Source organism: Polaribacter sp. (genome assembly GCF_024639685.1).
Taxonomy (GTDB): Bacteria; Bacteroidota; Bacteroidia; order Flavobacteriales; family Flavobacteriaceae; genus Polaribacter.
This window is the reverse complement of sequence record NZ_JAHEHX010000019.1, coordinates 400,313-416,849: the sequence shown is the minus strand read 5'-3', so window position 1 is coordinate 416,849 and position 16,537 is coordinate 400,313. Positions and strand designations below refer to the sequence as shown.

The window sequence follows — 16,537 nt, the reverse complement described above, 5'->3', positions numbered from 1 at the left end:
ATTGTTTGAATCAATACTACATATAGACCAAGAAATTTTAATCTATCTAAATAATTTAGGAAGTAAACAATGGGATCCTTTTTGGATGGCTATTACAAATCAATTCAATTGGATTCCATTGTTTTTATTAGTTATTTTTTTAGTGATAAAAACGTATGGGTGGAAACGTGGTGGTTTTCTAATTTTATCAATGATTGTTTTAGTTGCCTTTTCTGATCAATTTACAAATTTAATCAAGAATACAACTCAAAGATTAAGGCCAAATAATGACCCCACTATAAACCATCTTTTAAGAACAATTTATAGTCCTAAAGGATTTAGTTTTATGTCTGGTCATGCAACTACTTCTACTTTTTTTACAATTTATATTTTACTCGTATTAAAAAATAATTTTAAAAATTATATTTTTTTCCTATTATTATTTCCATTAGTATTTTCATATTCAAGATTATATTTAGGGGTTCATTTTCCACTAGATGTACTTACAGGACTTAGTATAGGCTTTTTCTTTGCAACTCTTTATTATAAGGTTATAGGATTTACATTTAAAAAAATATTTGGAAGTTTTTTGAAGTAAATCCATCTAAATATCTATTCTCATTTCAATATTTCTAGAAGTAATTTAACCACTAAATTATGATTTGTTTTTCATCTAAATGAGGTTAAATTTAAGCTAAAATACTTCGTGTATTATTTAATAAAATCCTGAAAAAAGTTTAATTTAGCGGTTGAAAAAATCAAGATAAAAAAATGAAAATTTCTTACAATTGGTTACAGCAATTTCTTCAAATAGATTGGGATGCAGCCAAAACAGGTGAGTTGTTAACTGATTTAGGTTTAGAAGTTGAAGGTATAGAAACAAAAGAATCTATAAAAGGAAGTTTAGAGGGAATTGTTGTAGGTAAAGTACTAACTTGTGTACAGCACCCAAATGCAGATAGACTAAAAGTTACGACTGTAGACTTAGGAGATGGAAATCCTGTACAAATTGTATGTGGAGCACCAAATGTTTCAGCCGGACAAAAGGTACCTGTAGCAACAATTGGAACTCTACTATATGATGATAAAGGAGAAAGTTTTAAAATTAAAAAAGGTAAAATTAGAGGAGAAGAGAGTCATGGAATGATTTGTGCTGAAGATGAGCTTGGTTTGGGGAGTGGCCATGATGGAATTTTAGTTTTAGATGATACTATTAAAGAAGGAACTTTAGGTGCTGATGTTTTTAATATTGAAAAAGATCATGTATTCGAAATTGGATTAACACCAAATAGATCTGACGCAATGAGTCATTTTGGAGTTGCTCGTGATTTAAGAGCTGGTCTCATACAACAAGAAAAAAATTTAGAATTAATTTCTCCATCTGTTAGTAATTTCCATGTAGATGAAAGAACGCTACGTTTTGATGTAGAAGTTGAAAATAAAGACTTAGTGCCTCGTTATTGTGGTATTTCTATTACAGATATCACTGTACAAGATTCTCCAGAATGGATAAAGAATAGATTAAAAGCTATTGGCTTAACACCAAAGAATAATATTATAGATATTACTAATTATGTTTTACATGAACTCGGACAACCATTACATGCTTTTGATGCGCAACGTATTAAAGGAAATAAAATAGTTGCAAAAACATTAAAAGAGGGGACAAAGTTTACTACACTAGACGAAGTTGAAAGAACACTGTCATCAGAAGACATCATGATTTGTGATGCAGAAGAAAACCCTTTATGTATCGCTGGTGTTTTTGGAGGATTAGAGTCAGGTGTCTCTAAAAGTACAAATTCAATTTTCCTAGAATCTGCTTATTTTAATCCAGTTTCTGTTAGAAAAACAGCAAAAAGGCACGCGTTAAACACGGATGCTTCTTTTCGTTTTGAAAGAGGAATTGATATTAATTTAACCAAATATGCTTTAAAGAGAGCTGCTTTGTTAATTGAAGAATATGCTGGAGGTAAAATGGCTTCAGATATATCAGATTTTTATCCAATAAAATTAGAAGATTTTCAAGTATTTCTTTCTTATGAAAATGTATATCGATTAATAGGGCAAGAAATTCCAAAAGAAACTATTAAAAACATTTTAGCTTCTTTAGAAATAAAAATTAATAGTGAAACAGAGGGAGGGCTTGGTTTAACTATACCTTCTTACAGAACAGATGTACAAAGAGAAGCTGACATTATTGAAGAAATTTTAAGAGTTTACGGTTATAATAATATCGAATTTTCTCATAAATTAAATACTTCAATTTCATTTGATTCTAATAAAGAAACTAAAATAGAAAATGTTGTAGCAGAGCAATTAAGTGCTTTAGGTTTTAATGAAACTATGGCAAATTCGCTTACAAAACCAGATTATACTAAGTTGTCTGAAAATATTAACGAAGAAGCTAATGTGGCAATGTTAAACCCTTTAAGTAATGATCTAGGTGTGCTACGTCAGTCTTTATTATTTAGTGGTTTAGAGTCTGTTTCATATAATTTAAATAGAAAAAATAACGCATTGAAATTTTATGAGTTTGGTAAAACATACCATAAATATTCAGATAAATATCATGAAGACAAACACTTAACACTCTTTGTTACTGGAAACAGAACTAAAGATTCATGGAATACAAATGTTGCTCAATCTGGTTTCTTTTATTTAAAAGGAGTGCTAACTTTTGTATTAGAAAGATTAGGTATTAATAAACTAATAAGTACACCATCTAAAAATGATGTATTTTCTGAAGGATTATCTTTTAGTTTAGGCAAAATCAAATTAGCAGATTTTGGAGTAGTAAAAAGAAGTATTTTAAAAGAGTTTGGTATTAAGCAAGAGGTTTTATTTGCAGATTTAAATTGGGAAAATATTTTACAATTAGCTAGTAAAAAATCAATTAAGGTATCTGAACTGTCTAAATTTCCTTCAGTAAAAAGAGATTTAGCATTATTATTAAATAATAAAACTGAGTTTAAAGAAGTTTATAATTTAGCCTTTCAATCAGAAAGAAAACTTTTAAAAGAAGTAGATTTATTTGATGTTTATGAAGGTGATAAGTTACCTGAAGGTAAAAAATCATACGCAGTTAGTTTTGTGTTACAAGATGAAAACAAAACTTTAGAAGACAAACAGATAGATAAAATTATGCAAAAATTACAAGCAAGCTTTGAAAAAAATTTAGAAGCTGTATTAAGATAATCTAAAAGCTCCATTTATGGAGCTTTTTTTATATTTGTAAACTATGTACAAAGCCATAATAAGACCCATGTTTTTTCTTTTTGATCCAGAAAAAATACATTATTTCACTTTTTCTTTAATACGTACTTTATCTAAAATACCAGGTATCATTGGTGTTTTTAGAAGTTTATATCAAGTAAATGATAAAAAACTAGAGAAAAATTTATTTGGATTAACTTTTAAAAATCCTGTAGGTTTAGCTGCTGGTTTTGATAAAAATGCAGTGCTCTATAATGAATTGGCCAATTTTGGTTTTGGTTTTATAGAAATTGGTACAGTAACTCCTAAAGCTCAAGTAGGTAATCCTAAGAAAAGGTTGTTTCGCTTAAAAGATGATAAAGGTATCATTAATAGAATGGGTTTCAATAATGAAGGATTAGTGGCTGCTATTGAAAAACTGAAAGGAAATAAAGGAAAGTTAATTATAGGTGGAAATATTGGGAAGAATACGCAAACTTCACCTGAAAACTACACGGCAGATTATATTGAATGTTTTAAAGGTTTACATCCTTATGTAGACTATTTTGTTTTAAATGTAAGTTGTCCTAATGTTGGAAGTCATGCAAAATTAAATGATAAGGATTACTTATTAGAATTAATTACTACATGTCAAAAATTGAATAATTCTAAAGATGTAGAAAAGCCAATTTTATTAAAAATTGCACCAGATTTAAATGATATTCAATTAGATGAAATTATAGAGTTGGTTGCTGAAACTAAAATTGATGGTGTAATTGCTTCAAATACATCTACTACTAGAGCCAATTTAAAGGCTTCTGAAGAAAGATTAAAAGAAATTGGTAATGGAGGAGTTAGTGGACAGCCAATTAAAAATCAGAGCACTAAAGTTATTCGTTATTTATCAGAAAAATCAAATAAAGCATTTCCAATTATTGGAGTAGGAGGTATACATTCTGCAGAAGATGCTTTAGAAAAAATTGAAGCTGGTGCAGATTTAGTACAGATTTATACAGGTTTTATTTATGAAGGTCCAAGTTTAATTAAAAAAATTAATAAGGCTATTTTAAAATCACTTTAAATTCCTTTTAGTATAGAAACGTTACTTTCTTTTGCTTTAGCAACATCTATCTTAGCCATTTCTCCTGGTCCTGATAATATTTTTGTGGTAACACAAAGTATTGTAAATGGTAAAAAATATGGTTTAGCTACTGTTTTTGGACTAATCTCTGGATGTTTGGTGCATACAACATTACTTGCATTTGGTGTATCTCTGATAATTAAACAGTCAGAAACACTTTTCTTTATTATTAAGCTGTTTGGCGCTTTTTATTTACTTTATTTAGCTTATAAAGTGTATAGATCTGATACAGCAATTTTATTATCTAATGAAAATATAAAGCAAAAAACTACAAAACAGTTGTTTAAACAAGGTTTTATTATGAATGTATTAAACCCTAAAGTTTCTATATTTTTTTTGGCTTTTTTTCCTGGTTTTTTATTTTCGGAAACGTTATCCTCTGTACTGCAATTCTATATTTTGGGCTTTATTTTTATGTTCGTTTCTTTGGTTATATTTTCGTCTTTTGCCATTTTAGCAGGAGTAATATCAACCAACATTAAAGAGAATGCTAAAATTGGCCTTTACTTAAAATGGACACAAATTGTTGTTTTTGTAAGTATTTCTATTTTTATTTTGATATAAAAAAAGCCTCACAAAAGTGAAGCTTTTATAGATTTTATATATAAAGAATTACTTTTTAATTGCAGGTTCTTTAACGCCTAGTTTTTCCATTACTTTTTTAGTAATATCATGATTATCATCTAAATAAGCAAATTGATTACCCCCTATAGTTAATATTAAGGTATACCCGTTTGCTTTAGCTATTTCATCTATAGCAGTATTTAATTTTTTATATAATGGTCTCATTAATTCGTCTTGCTTTAGTTGCATAAGTTTACTACCATTTTCCTGGTATTTTTTTATGTCTTGTTCTAATGCAGTTAGCTCTTTTATTAATGTTTTTTTCATTAATTCTCCCATCTCTGGTTCTTTATCTCTAAAGTCGGCAACTCTAGTTTGGTAATCTTTCATTTTAATATAGAATAAAGAATCTAATCTAGTCCCATAAGACTGAGATCTTTTTATAACCACTTTTGCTTCTGGCATAAGATTAATAATATAATCACTGTCTATTGTGCCTGTTTTTGTTTGTGCTATAGAAATACTACTAATTAAAGTAATAAGGATAATTGTAAGTTTTAATTTCATAATAAATGTTTAGTTTTAGCAAAGATATTAAACTGAATGTTCTACAAAAATGAATACTACTTAAATAATTATGTTTTTTAGCTATTCTTAATATTAAGTTCTAAATAATTAATGATGGTTTCTTTTTTTGTTTTAAAATCAAACCAAACAGTATTTTTATCTCTTTTAAACCAAGTTAGTTGTCTTTTTGCAAATCTTCTTGTATTTTTTTTTATTTCTGAAATTGCAAAATCCTTTGAGAAATTTCCATCAAAATATTCAAATAACTCTCTATAACCAACAGTTTGTAGTGCATTTAAATCTTTGTATTCGTAAAGTTTTTCGGCTTCTTTAATTAAACCATTTTTAATCATTAAATCTACTCTTAAATTTATACGATCGTAAATAACTTGTCTTTCTGCAGTTAAACCCACTGTTAAAACTTTAAAATTACGTTTTGCTTTTGGTTTGTTCTTAAAAGAGGAGTATTTTTTTTTAGTACATATACAAATTTCTAAAGCTCTCATTATTCTATGAGGGTTTTCTAACTCAATATTATTATAGGTCTCTATATCTAATTCTTTTAGCTTTTGTTGTAAATATTCAATACCCTCTTTGGCTAAATTGTCAGTTAATTTTTCTCTTATTGAGGTATTAACTTCAGGGAAATAGTCCAACCCTTTTAAAACAGCATCTACGTATAAACCACTACCGCCAACCATTACTTGAACATTATTTTTAGTGAAAAGTGTATTTAATTTAGTTAATGCATCTCGTTCATATTCTCCTACATTATAAGGCTCAAAAATACTTTTGTTTTGAATAAAATGATGTTTAGCTGCAGCCAACTCATTAGATTCTGGTACTGCTGTACCAATAGCCATTTCTTTAAAAAACTGTCTTGAGTCCGATGAAATAATATCACAATTAAAGTGATTGGCTAATTTTATACTAAGCGAAGTTTTTCCGATAGCAGTAGGGCCAACTACATTTATTAAAATATTTTTTTGTGTTTGTATCATGAATTTAAAGTACTACCACAATGATGACAATAAAGAGCATTGTTTATGTGCTTTTCTTTTAAGCAATTAGGGCAAGATTGTGTATTAGTGTCTAAGATATCTGATGTTTTTGTAATTTCAGCACTTACAATTCCAGTTGGTATTGCAATAATAGCATATCCTAAAATCATAATAATACTAGAGATAAATTGACCTAAAGGTGTTTGTGGAGCAATATCTCCAAAACCTACTGTTGTTAGGGTAACAATTGCCCAATATATACTTTTTGGAATGTTTGTAAACCCATTTTCTGCCCCCTCTATCATATACATTACTGTACCTAGAATGATACACACTATTAATACAAAAAATAGAAATACTGCAATTTTTGCTTTACTAGCTTTTAGAGCTAAAATTAGCTTATTACTCGCACCTATGTATCTTGCTAATTTTAAAATCCTAAATACTCTTAGCAAACGCAAAGCTCTTAAAGCAATTAGACCTTGAGATCCAGCAAAAAATAAAGATATATAAAATGGAATTGTAGATAAAAAATCTATTATACCAAAAAAACTAAAAATATATTTTTTTGGTTTTTTTATTGCTATAATTCTTAGTATGTACTCTAGACTAAAAAGAATTGTAATAGTCCATTCTCCAAAATAAAGGATAGCATGGTATTTTTTATCAAAACTATCCACACTTTCTAACATAACTAGAATTATACTCGTAATTATAGCAATTAATAAAATGACATCAAATATTTTTCCTTTAGTTGTGTCTGCCTCATAAATAATTTCATGAAGTTTAAATTTCCAGTTATTTCTTTGGTTTTGTTTATTCACTAGAGCATTCTGTTGTAATACAATACTACAAATATATACTTAGTTTTTTTATTTTTTACCTCTATATTCTAAGTAATTACAAGGAATTTAAATTAATTTTAAAAAAAGACATGTTTTTAAAAACCGAATCTTAATAAAACTCATAAGTAATAATGAGCACCAAGTAATAAAAAATAAATTATTCAAAATGAAAAAATATAAAAACAAAATTGATCCCTTTTTTAGAATTAATTTTCTTAACAATAAAGAAAAAATCATTTATTAAATATCATAATCTAATAATCTTTTTTACGTTATTTTTTTTTAAGTAATTTTTTGTAATTGTTTTTGCAATCTCTTTGTGTTCTATTTTAGTAAGAACGTTTTTTAGAATATCAATATTGTTTTCTTGATACGCTAAATTTGTGTAACCATAACTACACATTTCGTTGTTTTCAACAAGGATTACTGCATGTTCTTCAATCTCTCTTCCTTTGTCAAAAAGTAAAAAATGATCATTATTAAATGCGGATTCATTAAGGTTAAATTTCTTTTTAAAATTGAATTTAGGGGTTAAGTTTTCTAACTCAAGATAATATTTTAATCGTGTAAATAACTCATTGCCTGTTTTTTCAAATGATACAGATGTTGCTCTTTCTTGTATTTTTACAGATCTTCTAGATGTTTTTACAAAAAGATTATTTATTTCAGATTTAATATTTTTCCCCTTACCAATATAGATAACTTTTCCGTTAGTATCATGAACATAAAAAACACCTAGTACAGATGGTATTTCTTCAATTAAATTTTTTAGTTTCTCTTTTTCTAAGCGTTTATCAAAGTATTTTATAGCACTTTGTATGATTGTTTTTTTATCATCTTTAGCTAGTAGTAGTTTAAACAGCTTTACGGTAGCTAAAGCATCTCCAGTAGCTCTATGTCTATCTGAAATTGGTATTCCTAAAGATTTAGTAAGTTTTCCTAAACTATACGAGGGTTGATCTAGAATTAGAGCTTGACTTAATTCTACCGTACATAACGTATTTCTTTCAAAATCAAAACCAAGTCTATTATACTCTGTTCTTAAAATACGATAATCAAAACTAGAATTGTGCGCAACTATTATACAATTTTTAGTTATTTCTACAATACGCTTAGCAACTTCAAAAAATTTAGGTGCATTTCTTAGCATTTTGTTATTAATGCCTGTAAGTTTTACAACAAATTCTTGAATTGGTTTTTCAGGATTAACAAGAGAAATGAATTGGTCTACAATCTTTTGACCGTCGAACTTGTAGATCGCAATTTCAGTTATTCCTTCTTCATTAAATTTACCTCCAGTAGTTTCAATATCTAATATTGCGTACAATTTCTATTTTTTTTGAAAATTACTAATAATAATTCCGATTGCCAAATATTGCACTACCAACTCTAACCATAGTGCTTCCTTTTTTAACGGCTAGTGGATAATCTCCGCTCATACCCATTGAGAGAGTCTTTAAATTACAGTTAGGTAAATTTATTTCTTCTTTTTGTTTATCAAAGAATTTTTTTAGTGATGAAAACTCTTTGTTTAATTGATTTTCATCAGAAGTAAATGTAGCCATTCCCATAAACCCAGCAATATTAACGTTTTCTAATACTGCAAAGTCATCTGATTGTAAAATTGATTCAATATTAGCAAAAGATAAACCAAATTTTGAAACTTCTTCTGCTATTTTAGCCTGTAATAAACAATTGATTATTCTATTGTGTTTCTTGGCTTCTTTGTTTATTACTTTTAAAGTTTTTAGTTTATCAACACCATGAATTAAATCTACAAAATGAGCCATGTATTTTACTTTATTGCTCTGTAAATGACCAATCATATGCCATTGAATGTCTTTTGGTAAAACATCGAACTTGTCTACCATTTCTTGAATTTTGTTTTCACCAAAAACACGCTGACCTGCATTATAAGCTTCCTGTAAATCTTCTACAGGTTTTGTTTTAGAAACAGCAACCAATGTTACGTTTTTGGGTAAAGTAGCTTTTATTTTCTCTAAGTTTTCTTGAATCATATTTATAGTTCATATATGGTTAAAGCACTTCTTAATTTTGGCTCTATAAAGGTTGTTTTTGGAGGCATCAATAAATCTGCGTCTACAATATTTTTAAGTTCATTAATTGTAGCTGGTAACATGCCAAAAGATACTTTAAATTCTCCTGTATCAACCTTTGTTTTTAGTTCTAAACTGCCAGTTTTATTCTGAGAATACACAATTTTAGAATCATTTCTGATATCATTAATCCCTAAAATTGGTTTTAAAACAGTAGTAAATAAAATTTGAGCATCTAATTTACTTAATTCATCTGTAATTTTATAAACGGATTCTTTTAAACTTAAAGCATAAAATTCGCCATCTAAATACATGCTAAATTCATTTTTTTCTGATGGCTTAAATATTTCTTGATGCTTCTTTTTAATTTGAAACACTTTACCTAACTCTTTTAAAAGCTGAGTAGAAGTTAATCCGTTTAAATCTCTAATAAATCTATTGAATTCATATATATCGACTTGACTTTCAGGTAACAAATAGCTCATAAAATAATTATAAGGTTCATTACCTGTATGATTTTTATTTTCTCCTGATAATTTTTTGGCTAGCAAACAAGAAGATGTTGTTCTATGATGCCCATCTGCAATATATAAAGTAGCAACATTTTTAAACGCTTTAGAAATTAAATTAATTTCTTCTTCATCATTTATAACCCAAAGAAAATGCGTGTTTTTGTCTGTAGTAGCAAACTCATACTCAGGTCTTTCTAACTGGTGTTTTTTAATGATGTTTTCAATAATATCATTATCGGGGTAGGTAAGTAAAACTGACTCTGCATTAAATCCAGTTTTTTTCAAGTATTTCTCGAAAAGAACTTCTCTTTTTTGAAGTGTATCTTCGTGTTTCTTAATTACATTATTATGATAATCTTCTGCTGCAGTTGCAGAGATAATACCACAATAAGATTTAGTAGGAGTATTGTTTTGATAAATATAAAAAGCAGGCTTATTATCTTTAGTGAAATACCCATTGCTTTTAAACTCGTTATATTTTTTATGAACTAATTGAAAACGTTGTTCACTAGAAACTTCTTGATGGTATTTGTAATCTGGATTTAGAATATGCAAAAAACTAAAAGGATTGAAATTTAGTTTGGCACCCAATTCTGCAGGAGTATAAGCCTCATAAGATTTAGAGGAAACTAAAGCAGCTTTATCTCTACTTGGTCTTACAGCTTTAAACGGTTTTACAATTGCCATTAATTGAAATTAGTTTTATAAAATAAATCTAGTTTAACAATTTAATAATTTGATTTGCTAACTCTAAACCAGCTCTTTCTTGTGCCTCTTTTGTTGATGAAGCTATATTTGGAGAAAGCGAAATTTCTGAGTTCATTAAGAGTTGAACAGCAGGTGTTGGTTCTGTTTCAAAAACATCTAAACCTGCATATTGTACCTTACCACTTTCTATAGCACTTATTAAATCTACTTCGTTTACAATTCCCCCTTTTGCTGTATTTATAAAACCAACATCATCTTTCATTTTATCGAACTCAGTAGCAGTAATTATATAATCTTCACGATTTGTTAAATGTAAAGAGATAAAATCTGATTCTTTTAAAACATCATCAATTGCATCTGTATGAATGGTAAAATCTATTTTTTGCTGATTGTAAAAGTCTAAAGTAATGGTTGCTTCTTCAATAAAATCATCATAGGCCATAACATGCATTCCTAAACCAATAGCAATTTTAGCTACTTCTTGACCTACTTTATCAAAACCTAAAACACCTATTGTTTTTTCTCTTAATTCTGTACCTAAGGCATATGCTTTATTCAATTCTTTAAAACGCATATCTCCTTCTAGAGGCATTTCTCTGTTAGAAGAATGTAAAAAACGAGCCATTCCAAAAAGATGTGCAAAAACCAGTTCTGCTACAGAACTTGCTGAAGCATTTTTAGGGTTGATAACATGTAAACCATTATCTATGGCAAAATCAACATCAATATTATCCATATTTACGCTTGAGTTTCCTATCAATTTTAAAGATGGACAAGCTTCAATTAATTCTTGTCTTATTTGAGTGTTTGAGTTTACTAAAACTCCGTCAATATTATTATCATTAATAAAATTTTCTAATTGATTTTGGGCAACTTTTGTAATGTTTACCTCAAAACCTACTTTTTCTAAAGCTTCAATTCCTTTTAATGTAATTCCGTCGTTTGCTAATATTATCATTATTTATCTACAAATTCAAATTTTGAAAATCCTGGGTTATGATTTTCAATTTATTATCTTAATTATTTTTCTCTAATTCTTGCATTACATCTACTAATGCTTGCACACTATATAAAGGCAAAGCATTGTACATACTTGCTCTGTAACCACCTACAGATCTATGACCATATAAACCATTAATGTTTGCATCTTGCCACATTTTATCAAACTTTTCAGTTAATGAGTCATCTGTTAATACAAAAGTTGCATTCATTGTACTTCTATCTTCCTTAGCTACAATTCCCTTAAATAATGGGTTTCTATCAATCTCTGAATATAAAAGTTTAGCTTTTTTATTGTTCACTTTCTCGATGAAAGGTATACCTCCTAAATCTTTTAACCATTCCAATGTTAGCATAGAAACATAAATAGGAAAAACTGCTGGTGTATTAAACATACTGTCTTTTTCTATGTGAACTTGATAGTTCATCATAGAGGGTATATGTCTTTCTACTTTTCCTAGAATAGACTCTTTAATAATGACTAAAGTGGTTCCTGCAGGCCCCATATTTTTTTGAGCACCAGCGTAAATCAAATCGAACTTTTCAAAATCTAATTGGCGTGAAAAGATATCTGAACTCATATCACAAACTAGAGGAACATCAGTGTCTGGAAAATCTTTCATTTGTGTTCCAGCAACTGTATTGTTGCTAGTGCAATGAAAATAATCAGCATCTTTAGGAATTGAATATCCTTTTGGTATGTAATTGAAACCTTTGTCTTTTGACGAGGCAACTTCTACAATTTTCCCAAATTCTTTAGCTTCTTTAATGGCTTTATCAGACCAAGTACCTGTATTTAAATAAGTTGCTTTTTTATGCAATAGGTTATAAGCCACCATTAAAAACTCCATGCTTGCACCTCCATGTAAAAACAAGGCTTTGTATCCTTTATTATCCAATCCTAAAAGTTCTAAAGCTAAGGCTCTCGCTTTTTCAATAACATCTACAAATGGTTTACTTCTATGCGAAATTTCTATTAATGATAAATTGTCATCATTAAAATTTAAAATTGCTTTAGATGCCTTTTGTAGAACTTCTTCAGGTAAAATACAAGGACCAGCACTAAAATTGTGTTTTTTCATAATTTATAATTTAGACAAGAATTCTAAGGTGTTTACACCATCTGCATAATCTGTTAATTGTGGATGTTGGGTTTGTCCAAAAGTAATTTCATGTTCTAGAAAGTCTTTTGCTACAATACACTGAATTTTTTCTCTGTCTTCATGTAATTTAATTTTTAAGTCAACTTCATTGTCATAATATTCGTAAAAAATAGTTGCAATAGGTGAGGAATAACTTTGGTCTTCCTTTATCATTAAAAAACCATTTTCTAACAAATCAAACTCACTCATTAAATAAACAGCCTTGTTATAATCGTAGTTGTTTGCATATTTAGCGTTATTTATAATATCTTTTTTGATGTACATCCCATTAAAAAACGCATCAAAATTATAATTTTTAGGAACATATAATTTAGAAACAGATCTGCATCCTAAACCAAAATATTGAAAAATATCATTTGCTAAACCAATATAATCATTATCATCTTCTTTGCCAGTTATCACTGCTACAGAGTTTCTACTTTTTCTAATGATGCTTGGTTTGTTTTTAAAATAGTGTTCAAAATAACGAGCTGTATTATTACTTCCTGTTGCTATTACAGCATCAAAATTGCTCAATTTTTTATCAGTAAATGCAATCTTACCTTTAAAATTTTCTTCTACGTATTCTAAATATTTAGCCAAAAATGGTAGTAAATGTTTGTCATTAGAAGATTGTTTTATGATAACTTCATGACCAGAAATTAAAACCGATAAAAAATCATGGAAACCAACTAAAGGTATGTTTCCTGCCATTATTATGGCTACCTTTTTATTTGAATTACTGGTAAGATTAAATTCTTTAACAAAATCATTTAAATTTTCTGTAGATAAGGCTTTAGACCAACTTTGTAAAGCAAATAAAATGTTGTCTTTGGTAAACCAAGAGTTATTTTCTTGCGCTAATTTAATTTGATGCAGAAACCCATCAAAAAATAAATCATTATGCTCAATATTTGGTTTTTTCTCGATCTTATCTGATGAAAACTGACTTAAAAAGTTACCTAATTTTGCGAATGCAGTAATTCTATTTTGAATACTAATCATTTATTTGGTTGTCTATTATTTTGGCTTTATTTTTGCAATTGCAAAGGTACAAAAACAGAAAAGAAAATTATGGCAATTATAATAACAGATGAGTGTATAAATTGTGGAGCTTGTGAGCCTGAATGTCCTAATACTGCAATTTACGAAGGTGCAGATGATTGGAAATATGCAGATGGTACAGACTTAAGTGGAAATATTGTATTACCTAATGGAAAATCTGCAAATGCAGAGGAAGACCAAGAGCCTGTTTCTGATGAAATTTATTACATTGTTGCAGATAAATGTACAGAGTGTAAAGGATTTCATGAAGAGCCACAATGTGCAGCAGTTTGTCCTGTAGATTGTTGTGTATCAGATGAAGATAATGTTGAAACAGAAGAAGTTTTGTTAGAAAAACAAGCTTTTATGCACAATTCATAAATAAAAACTAAAGTAGTATTCTTAAAATTCCGATTTATATTCGGAATTTTTTGTTTTTAAATCATCTATATTTGCACTCGCAAAATTAAATCATATGAAAGCTGGAATTGTAGGATTACCAAACGTAGGTAAATCAACTTTGTTTAATTGTTTATCTAATGCAAAAGCGCAAAGTGCGAACTTTCCTTTTTGTACAATAGAACCAAACTTAGGGGTTGTAAATGTACCAGATACAAGAATTGAAAAGTTAGAAGAACTTGTTAATCCTGAAAAAGTTGTACCTGCAACAGTAGAGATTGTAGATATTGCTGGTTTAGTAAAAGGAGCAAGTAAAGGTGAAGGTTTAGGAAATCAATTCTTAGCAAATATTAGAGAAACTGACGCAATTTTACATGTTTTACGTTGTTTTGATAACGATAATATCATTCATGTTGATAATTCTATTGATCCTGTTAGAGATAAAGAAACTATTGATATTGAGCTGCAGTTAAAAGATTTAGAAACAGTTCAAAAACGTTTAGAGCGTGTTAAAAGAACAGCAAAAACAGGTAATAAAGAAGCACAAGCAGAATTAGTGGTTTTACTAAAAATAGAAGAAACTTTATTACAAGGTATTTCAGTTAGAGCTTTAGATTTTAATGAAAAAGAAATCGAGTTTGTACAATTATTACAATTCATTACTGCTAAGCCAGTTTTATATGTTTGTAATGTTGATGAAAACTCTGCAGTTTCTGGTAATGAATATGTAGAAAAAGTAAGAGAAGCTGTAAAAGAAGAAGATGCAGAAGTTATAGTTTTAGCTGTAGGTACAGAAGCAGATATTACTGAATTGGATGATTATGAAGAGCGTCAAATGTTCTTAGCAGATATTGGTTTAGAAGAAGCTGGTGTTTCACGTTTAATACGTTCTGCGTATAAACTATTAAGCTTACAAACCTATTTTACTGCAGGAGTTAAAGAGGTAAGGGCATGGACAATTCCTATTGGTTCTACTGCACCTCAAGCTGCAGGAGTAATTCATACAGATTTCGAAAAAGGATTCATTAGAGCTGAAACTATTGCTTATGAAGATTATGTTACTTACGGTTCTGAAGCCAAAGTAAAAGAAGCTGGTAAAATGAGAGTAGAGGGTAAGGATTATGTAGTTAAAGATGGAGATGTTATGCACTTTAGATTTAATGTTTAAAAAAAACTGAATCATAAATAAAAGCCTCAATGAATTTAATCATTGAGGCTTTTACTATTTAAGAATTCATTACCCCTTATAAAAAGGTAGTTTTACAACTGTAGCAGGTATTGCTTTTTTTCTTATTTGGATTAGAATTTGTGTATCCGTTTTTGCAGAACCAACAGGCACATAGCCTAAACCAATACCTTTACTTAAACTAGGACTCATAGTTCCTGAAGTTACATTGCCAATGATACTACCTTCTTCATCAACAATATCATAACCTTGTCTTGGTATTCCTCTTTCATTTAGTTCAAAAGCGACTAGCTTTCTTAAAGATTTTTCTTCTTTTTGTTTAGCTAATGCATCAGCATTTACAAAATCTTTGGTGAATTTTGTAATCCAACCTAAACCAGCTTCAATAGGAGAAGTGTTATCATTAATATCATTACCATATAAGCAATATCCCATCTCTAAACGTAAAGTATCTCTTGCTGCTAAACCAATGGGTTTAATTCCAAATTCAGCTCCAGCTAAAAATACACGTTCCCAAATTTGTTCTACTTGAGAGTTCTTGCAGTAAATCTCAAATCCACCTGAACCAGTATAACCAGTTGCAGAAATAATTACATTTTCTATTCCAGCAAAATCTCCGACTTTAAATTTGTAGAAAGGAATATCGGCTAAGTCTAGTGAAGATAAAGACTGCATAGCTTCTAAAGCTTTAGGCCCTTGTATTGCCAATAAAGAATAGTCATCAGATAAATCTTTAAGATCAGCACCAAACTCTTCATTATAGTTAGAAATCCAATTCCAATCTTTTTCAATATTAGAAGCATTTACCACTAATAAATATTCATTTTCTTTAATTCTGTAACAAATTAAATCATCTACAATTCCATTCTCGGTATTAGGGAAACAACTGTATTGAGCATCACCAATCGCTAATTTAGAAGCATCATTAGAGGTTACTTTCTGAATTAAGGCTAACGCATTTTCTCCAGATACTAAAAATTCACCCATATGACTTACGTCAAAAACACCAACAGATTCTCTGACTGTTAAGTGCTCTGCAGTTACTCCTTCATATTGTACAGGCATATTATAACCAGCAAAAGGCACCATTTTTGCTCCCAATTTCTCATGAACTTGATGTAAAGCAATATTTTTCATTTGTAGATTTCTTTATTTTTCGGCTAAATTATTGAAAAATCAGCAATAACCAAGCACTAAA

At 28.8% G+C, this 16,537-nt stretch carries 16 protein-coding genes; 6 read left to right on the top strand and 10 right to left on the bottom strand.

Going from position 1 to position 16,537, the window contains the following annotated elements:
* Nucleotide 1: 1 nt before the first annotated feature.
* The 4 genes from Q0L44_RS07885 to Q0L44_RS07870 all read left to right on the top strand — a co-directional run bounded on the left by Q0L44_RS07885 (nt 2) and on the right by Q0L44_RS07870 (nt 4,879).
* Nucleotides 2-577, top strand: coding sequence for a phosphatase PAP2 family protein (locus Q0L44_RS07885; RefSeq protein ID WP_296637307.1), 576 nt, complete (start codon nt 2-4; stop codon nt 575-577).
* Nucleotides 578-750: 173 nt separating this feature from the next.
* Nucleotides 751-3,177, top strand: a complete 2,427-nt coding sequence (pheT, locus tag Q0L44_RS07880; RefSeq protein WP_296637305.1) for a phenylalanine--tRNA ligase subunit beta — start codon at nt 751-753, stop codon at nt 3,175-3,177.
* A gap of 43 nt (nt 3,178-3,220) precedes the next feature.
* The gene (locus Q0L44_RS07875) at nt 3,221-4,255 is read left to right on the top strand and encodes a quinone-dependent dihydroorotate dehydrogenase (protein WP_296637304.1); all 1,035 of its coding nucleotides are present in this window, start codon (nt 3,221-3,223) and stop codon (nt 4,253-4,255) included.
* Nucleotides 4,256-4,879, top strand: coding sequence for a LysE family translocator (locus Q0L44_RS07870; protein WP_296637630.1), 624 nt, complete (start codon nt 4,256-4,258; stop codon nt 4,877-4,879). It begins immediately after the preceding gene.
* 48 nt (nt 4,880-4,927) lie between these two features.
* Here the strand turns inward: Q0L44_RS07870 and Q0L44_RS07865 are convergent, their stop codons facing one another.
* The 9 genes from Q0L44_RS07865 to Q0L44_RS07825 form a co-directional block, all read right to left on the bottom strand.
* The gene (locus Q0L44_RS07865) at nt 4,928-5,446 is read right to left on the bottom strand and encodes an OmpH family outer membrane protein (protein WP_296637302.1); all 519 of its coding nucleotides are present in this window, start codon (nt 5,444-5,446) and stop codon (nt 4,928-4,930) included.
* Nucleotides 5,447-5,523: 77 nt separating this feature from the next.
* Entirely contained in the window at nt 5,524-6,447 is a 924-nt protein-coding gene (gene miaA / locus Q0L44_RS07860) for a tRNA (adenosine(37)-N6)-dimethylallyltransferase MiaA (RefSeq protein WP_296637301.1), read from the bottom strand.
* Nucleotides 6,444-7,271, bottom strand: a complete 828-nt coding sequence (locus Q0L44_RS07855; protein ID WP_296637299.1) for an ion transporter — start codon at nt 7,269-7,271, stop codon at nt 6,444-6,446. The genes miaA and Q0L44_RS07855 overlap by 4 nt, the downstream gene beginning before the upstream one ends.
* A 268-nt stretch (nt 7,272-7,539) precedes the next feature.
* Entirely contained in the window at nt 7,540-8,619 is a 1,080-nt protein-coding gene (locus Q0L44_RS07850; RefSeq protein WP_296637298.1) for an exonuclease domain-containing protein, read from the bottom strand.
* A 22-nt stretch (nt 8,620-8,641) separates the two neighbouring features.
* Nucleotides 8,642-9,310 carry a YggS family pyridoxal phosphate-dependent enzyme gene (locus tag Q0L44_RS07845; RefSeq protein WP_296637296.1) on the bottom strand — a complete coding sequence of 223 codons (669 nt, stop codon included), beginning with the start codon at nt 9,308-9,310 and terminating at the stop codon, nt 8,642-8,644.
* A gap of 2 nt (nt 9,311-9,312) precedes the next feature.
* The gene (locus Q0L44_RS07840; RefSeq protein ID WP_296637294.1) at nt 9,313-10,548 is read right to left on the bottom strand and encodes a DUF1015 domain-containing protein; all 1,236 of its coding nucleotides are present in this window, start codon (nt 10,546-10,548) and stop codon (nt 9,313-9,315) included.
* Nucleotides 10,549-10,576: 28 nt separating this feature from the next.
* Complete coding sequence (locus tag Q0L44_RS07835; protein ID WP_296637293.1) at nt 10,577-11,527, bottom strand: D-2-hydroxyacid dehydrogenase; 951 nt, start codon at nt 11,525-11,527, stop codon at nt 10,577-10,579.
* Nucleotides 11,528-11,585: 58 nt separating this feature from the next.
* On the bottom strand, nt 11,586-12,650 hold the full coding sequence (serC, locus tag Q0L44_RS07830) for a 3-phosphoserine/phosphohydroxythreonine transaminase (RefSeq protein WP_296637292.1): 1,065 nt from the start codon (nt 12,648-12,650) through the stop codon (nt 11,586-11,588).
* Nucleotides 12,651-12,653: 3 nt separating this feature from the next.
* Nucleotides 12,654-13,715, bottom strand: coding sequence for an acyl-CoA reductase (locus tag Q0L44_RS07825; RefSeq protein WP_296637290.1), 1,062 nt, complete (start codon nt 13,713-13,715; stop codon nt 12,654-12,656).
* A gap of 69 nt (nt 13,716-13,784) precedes the next feature.
* Between Q0L44_RS07825 and Q0L44_RS07820 the strand changes: the two genes are divergently transcribed.
* Nucleotides 13,785-14,135 carry a 4Fe-4S dicluster domain-containing protein gene (locus Q0L44_RS07820; RefSeq protein WP_296637289.1) on the top strand — a complete coding sequence of 117 codons (351 nt, stop codon included), beginning with the start codon at nt 13,785-13,787 and terminating at the stop codon, nt 14,133-14,135.
* Between the two features lie 94 nt (nt 14,136-14,229).
* Nucleotides 14,230-15,321 (top strand): redox-regulated ATPase YchF, encoded by a 1,092-nt coding sequence (gene ychF, locus Q0L44_RS07815; protein WP_296637287.1) that lies wholly within the window; start codon nt 14,230-14,232, stop codon nt 15,319-15,321.
* A gap of 69 nt (nt 15,322-15,390) precedes the next feature.
* Here ychF and gcvT read toward each other — a convergent pair whose 3' ends face one another.
* A complete protein-coding gene (gcvT, locus tag Q0L44_RS07810) occupies nt 15,391-16,476 on the bottom strand; it encodes a glycine cleavage system aminomethyltransferase GcvT (protein WP_296637286.1) in 1,086 nt (361 codons plus the stop codon).
* Nucleotides 16,477-16,537: the final 61 nt, after the last annotated feature.